This is a genomic window from Clavibacter sp. MX14-G9D (assembly GCF_032917815.1).
Lineage (GTDB): Bacteria > Actinomycetota > Actinomycetes > Actinomycetales > Microbacteriaceae > Clavibacter > Clavibacter michiganensis_K.
The window spans coordinates 1-4,859 of sequence record NZ_JAVCVL010000198.1 but is presented as its reverse complement, the minus strand read 5'-3'; the positions used below and the strand labels follow the sequence as shown (position 1 = coordinate 4,859).

1 protein-coding gene is annotated in these 4,859 nt (G+C 77.1%); it reads right to left on the bottom strand.

The features are described 5' to 3' along the window. Nucleotides 1–4,859 (bottom strand): Ig-like domain-containing protein (locus Q6969_RS12915; protein WP_317230796.1); only part of this gene is annotated, 4,859 nt, incomplete at both ends.

Sequence of the window (4,859 nt, the reverse complement as noted above, 5' to 3'; positions counted from 1 at the left end):
GCCGCCGCCCGCCCCGACGCGCGCGCCGGGCCCCGCCGCCGTGGGGGTGGAGGTCCAGGAGACGGTGGTGCCGCCCGCCGCGTCGGTCGCGAACTGCACGTCGCCCGCGCGGGCGTCCACGGCGGTGCCGGCGTCGACCGGATCCGACCAGCCGCTCGAGCGCGGCCGGCCGTCGCCGCTGTCCTCGACGACGCGCACCTGGATGCTCGCGCCGACGCCCGTGCGCGGCAGCGTGAGCGCCTGCCCGACGCCGACGGGCACGCCGTCGCCCTGCCCGTCGACGCGGTAGAGGAGCTGCGCGGAGGCCTGGGCGTTCCCCGGGCGGTAGCGCGCGTCGGCGAGGACCGCGCGGAAGACGCCGTCGCTGCCCCGGTCGCGGTCCGGTAGGGAGACGGTCACGACGGGCGTGGAGGGCGCGGTGCGCGGCGTGAGCTGGCCGGCCTCGACGACCGTGCAGCCCTGGCTGTTGGCCGCGAGCACGGCGAAGGCGACCGGCTGGTCCGGGGCGAGGCCCGTGAACACGTGGCTGGTGGCGGTGCCGACGTCGACCGCGGGGCCGTGCTCGGGCGACCACGGCGACGCGCCCTCGGTCGCGACGGTGCAGCCGGGCGCGGACCCGGGGGCGTACGCGGCCACGAGGTAGCGGATCCCGTCGACGCCCGGACCCTGGAACGCGGGCCACGACACCGTGACGCGCGTCTCGTCGCCCGCGTCGGGGGTGGCGGTGGGCGCGCCGGTGGCGGTCGGCGCCGCGCGCGGCGTGCCCGTGGCGGTGGCGGCGAGCCACGCTGACGCGTCCTGCACCTGCGCGCTGTTGCGGGCCGCGACGGAGACCGCGACGGGCACCTCGGGGACGAGCGACGGGTCCCGGACCTCCACGCTCGTGGCGTCGGCGGCGACCTGGCGCGTGACGCCGCCCACGGTCACGACGTGCTGGGTGACGGGGCTCGACGAGGACGGCACCGCGGCGGGCTGCCAGGAGACGCGCAGCCCGTCGACGAGCGGCTCGGTCGTCAGCCCGGCGGGCGCCGCCGGGAGGACGTCCGACCAGAGCCCGGCCAGGGACGCGGGATCGGACGCCCCGACGCCGTTCACCGCCTGGACCTCGACCTCCACGGCGTCCGACGGGCCGTTGCCGGGCGTCGGGACCGTGCAGGTGGTCGACGGGCAGGTGATGGTCGCGGTCGCGGTCCCGCCGCGGAGGACGCGCACCTGGTACCCGGTGATGGGCGAGCCGTTGAACGCGCCCGGCTCGAACGCCACCGTGAGGGAGCGGTCGGCGAAGCCCGAGGCGCGGAGGGCCGAGACGGGTCCCGGCCGGTCCTGCACGCTGATGACGACCGTGCCGAACGCGGCGCGGCCCGGGTCGCCGGTGGCGTCGCGCACCTCGTACTGCACGCGGACGTCGCCCGGCGCGGCGTCGGCCGACGCGGAGACCGCGAGCGTCGCGCGGTCGGCGGAGGGCGTGACGGTGACGCCCTCCGGGAGGCTCGCGCCGTCCGCGCCGCGGATGGACGCGACCGTCAGCGGGGTGCCCGGGAACGGGTTCCCGGCCTGGTCGTTGGCGAGCACGTCGATGACGGTGGTGGATCCGCGCGTCACCGACCCCACGTCGGTCGCGGGCTGCGGGAGCGGGCGCGTCGAGGGCACGACCCGGAGGTCCACGCGGCCCGCCCGGCCGGTCTGCGTCGCGTCGCGGACGCTCACGGGGAACGACGCGGCCTGGCCCGTCGCGACGCCCTCCTCGGCGGAGATGCGCAGCGTGCCGCCGTCGACCGTCGCGCGGAACCCGTCGGCGACCGCGCCCTCGACCGCGAACGACAGCTGACCGCGGTCGTCCTGGTACGGGTAGGTGGTGAGGCGGCCGAGGTCGACGTCCTTCGACTGGCCGGGCTCCAGGTCGATGACCGCGCCCGTGAACACGGGCGGCTGGTTCTCGGTGGGCGTCACGGTGATGGGCAGCACGAGCGCGGCGGTGCGCCCGCCGTCGGCGCCGGATCCGTCGGTCACCGTGAAGGAGATCGCCGCCGGTCCGAAGTACCCGGGCTCGCTCCGGTACGCGATGGTGTCCTCGTCCACGAGCTCCACGGGTCCGTCCGCGTGCGTGGCCGACAGGGAGTTCGGGTCGGCGATGCGCACCGCGCGGCCCCCGGCCGCGACCACCTGGTCCTCCAGGTCCACCACGAGCCGCTCGCCGCTCGGGACGGTGGGCCGGGGCTGGCCGACGCGCAGCTGCGGCAGGGTGTCCTCGAAGCCGGGCACCCAGATGAACGCGGTGGCGGAGATCGACGGGTCGTCCGGCTGCGCCACCGTGAACGGCACGATGCGGCGCTCGTCGCCGACCTCGACCCGGATCCGGCCGTCCGCGGTCACGCTCGCCACGTCCTCGTAGCCCGCGCCGACGCCCAGCACGAGCGCCGACACGTCGCCCTCCGCCGAGAACACGCTGCGCATGACGTCGACGTCGACGCTCGACCGGTCGAGCACGTCGGAGAGCTGCAGCACGGTGTCGCGGGCGACGGGGCGCGTGGGCGGCGCGGCGGGATCCACGATCACGGTGAGGAACGCCTCGTCGGTGCCGCCGCGCGCGTTCCGCACCCCGTAGACGAAGCCGTAGCGGCCGGCGGCATCGGGGGCGACGACGCGGACCGTGTCGCCGTCGAGCCCCGCGACGAGGCCCGCCTCCTGCGGCTGCACCGACACGAGCGAGAGGGCGCCGCCGTCGGGATCCGTGTCGTTCGCGAGCACCTGCACGCGGAGGACGCGGCCCGGGCGGACGGTCACGGTGTCGGCCGTCGCGACCGGGTTCCGCGCGCCCTCGACGCGGGGGCTGATGCCCACGCGGACGGTGCCGGTCGCGCGCGCGCCCAGCCCGTCGACCACGGCGTACGCGAACGCGTCGGTGCCGGTGGAGTAGTCGCCCGCCTGGTAGTCGATCCAGTCCGGCCCCACCTCGGTGACCTGGCCCTTCTCGGGACCGGTGTCCTGCCCGAGGAGGCGCACGGAGTCGCCGTCGGGGTCGATGCCGGTGAGCGGCACGGGGATCCGCACGGTCTCCCCCGCCAGCACGCGCGCGGTGAGCGGGCGCGGCACGGGCGCGGCGTTGGTCGCGACGTCGGCCTCGCGCACGGAGACGGTGAGGGTCGCGGTCGCCCACTGGCCGTCGGGCGCGACCGCGCGGTAGACGGCCGTGTAGTCGCCCGTGCGGTCGGGGGCGAGGTAGCGGAGCCGGTCCTCGCTCGCGAAGAGGAGGCCGGCGCCCTCGGGGAGCGGGTCGACGAGCACGGGGTCGAGGCGCAGCCGGTCGCCGTCGGGCTGCTCGTCGTTCGCGAGCACGGGGATGTCGACCGCGTCGCCCACGCGCACGGCCACGCGGTCGTCGGTCGCGACGGGCGGCTGGCGCACGGCGGGCTCGGGCACCTCGATGACGGTGATGACGCCCGTCGCCTCCGCGACGCCGTTGCTCACCCGGTACTCGACGTCCACCGGCCCGTCGAGCGGACGCGTGAGGCTGATCCGCACGAGCCGCTGCCCGACGACCTCCGCGCGCACGCCCGCGGCGTCGCCCGGCGAGGCCGCGTCGGTGATCACGAGCACCCCGCCCGCGGGGTCGAAGTCGGTCGCGAGGACGTCCACGTCCGTCGCCTGCAGCGCCCGCACGAACACGGTGTGCGGCACGGTGACGGGACGGCCGTCGGACGCGGGCGCGCCGCGCACCTCCACGCGCACGACGCCGGTCGCGGTGGTCTGCCCGTCGGTCACCGTGTACTCGAGCAGGTGCGTGCCCGCCTGGCCGCCCTGCAGGCGGAAGGTGCCGGCCTCGAGGTCGGGCGTGATCACCACGCCGGCGCGCGCGGGCACGGCGGCCAGGCGGATCGCCCCGTTCCCGCCGCGCGCGTGCGTGAGCGGCTCCACGGTGATCTCCCGCCCGAGCGACGCCTGCACCACGAAGCCCTCGGCCACGAGCGGCACGTCGCCGGCGCGGCGCACGGTGACGACGAGCTCGCCGGATCCCTCCTCGCGCCCGTCGGACACCTGCAGCGCGACGGTGCGGGTGTCGCCGCCGGCCCCCGCGTCCGTGTAGACGACGCGGCCCTCGGGCTTCCAGCTCACGGCGTCGGGCGCGGCGACGCTGGCGCGCGTCAGGTACATCGGGTCGCCGTCGGGGTCGTACCAGCCGCCCAGCACGTCCGTCTGCAGGCGAGCGCCCTCGGCGACCGTGCCGGTGGCGGGCTGCGCCTGCACGGGCGGCGCGTTCTCCTCGGCGGTGCGCACGGCGACGCGCACGTCGGCGGTGGCGGTGCCGCCGCGCCCGTCGCTGATCACGTAGGAGAACCGCACGGTGCCGGACGCGGAGGGGGCGAGCGCCAGCTGGAGCCCCTGGCCCTCGTCCACGACGTCGACCACGCCGACCTCCGCGTCCACGGGCGTCACGGAGTCGATCACGAGCACGTCGCCGTTGGGATCGTGGTCGTTGAGGAGCACGGGCAGCGCGGTCGTCCGTCCGGGACGGGCGCCGAGCTCGTCGTCGACGGCGACGGGCGGCTGCTGCACCCGGTCGGTCTCCGGCGGGGTGTCCGCGGTGTTCTGCTCGACGACGGTGTCGGAGCGGTCGCGGTCGATGAGGTCCGACCAGTTGTCGATGAGGCCCGCGCCCTGCTGGACCGCCCACGCCGCCCCGCCCCGCACGTCGTTGAGCACGACGCGCGCCCCGTCGACGAGGAAGCGCAGGGATGCCTGCGCGGGCATGGACGCGAGCGCCGCGGTGGTGCCGGCGGCGCCGGGGCAGCGCTGCCACCCGGAGCCGTCCGTCCAGCCCGCGTGCTCGCAGCCGTCGACGCGCACGGGGCGCGCGGGAG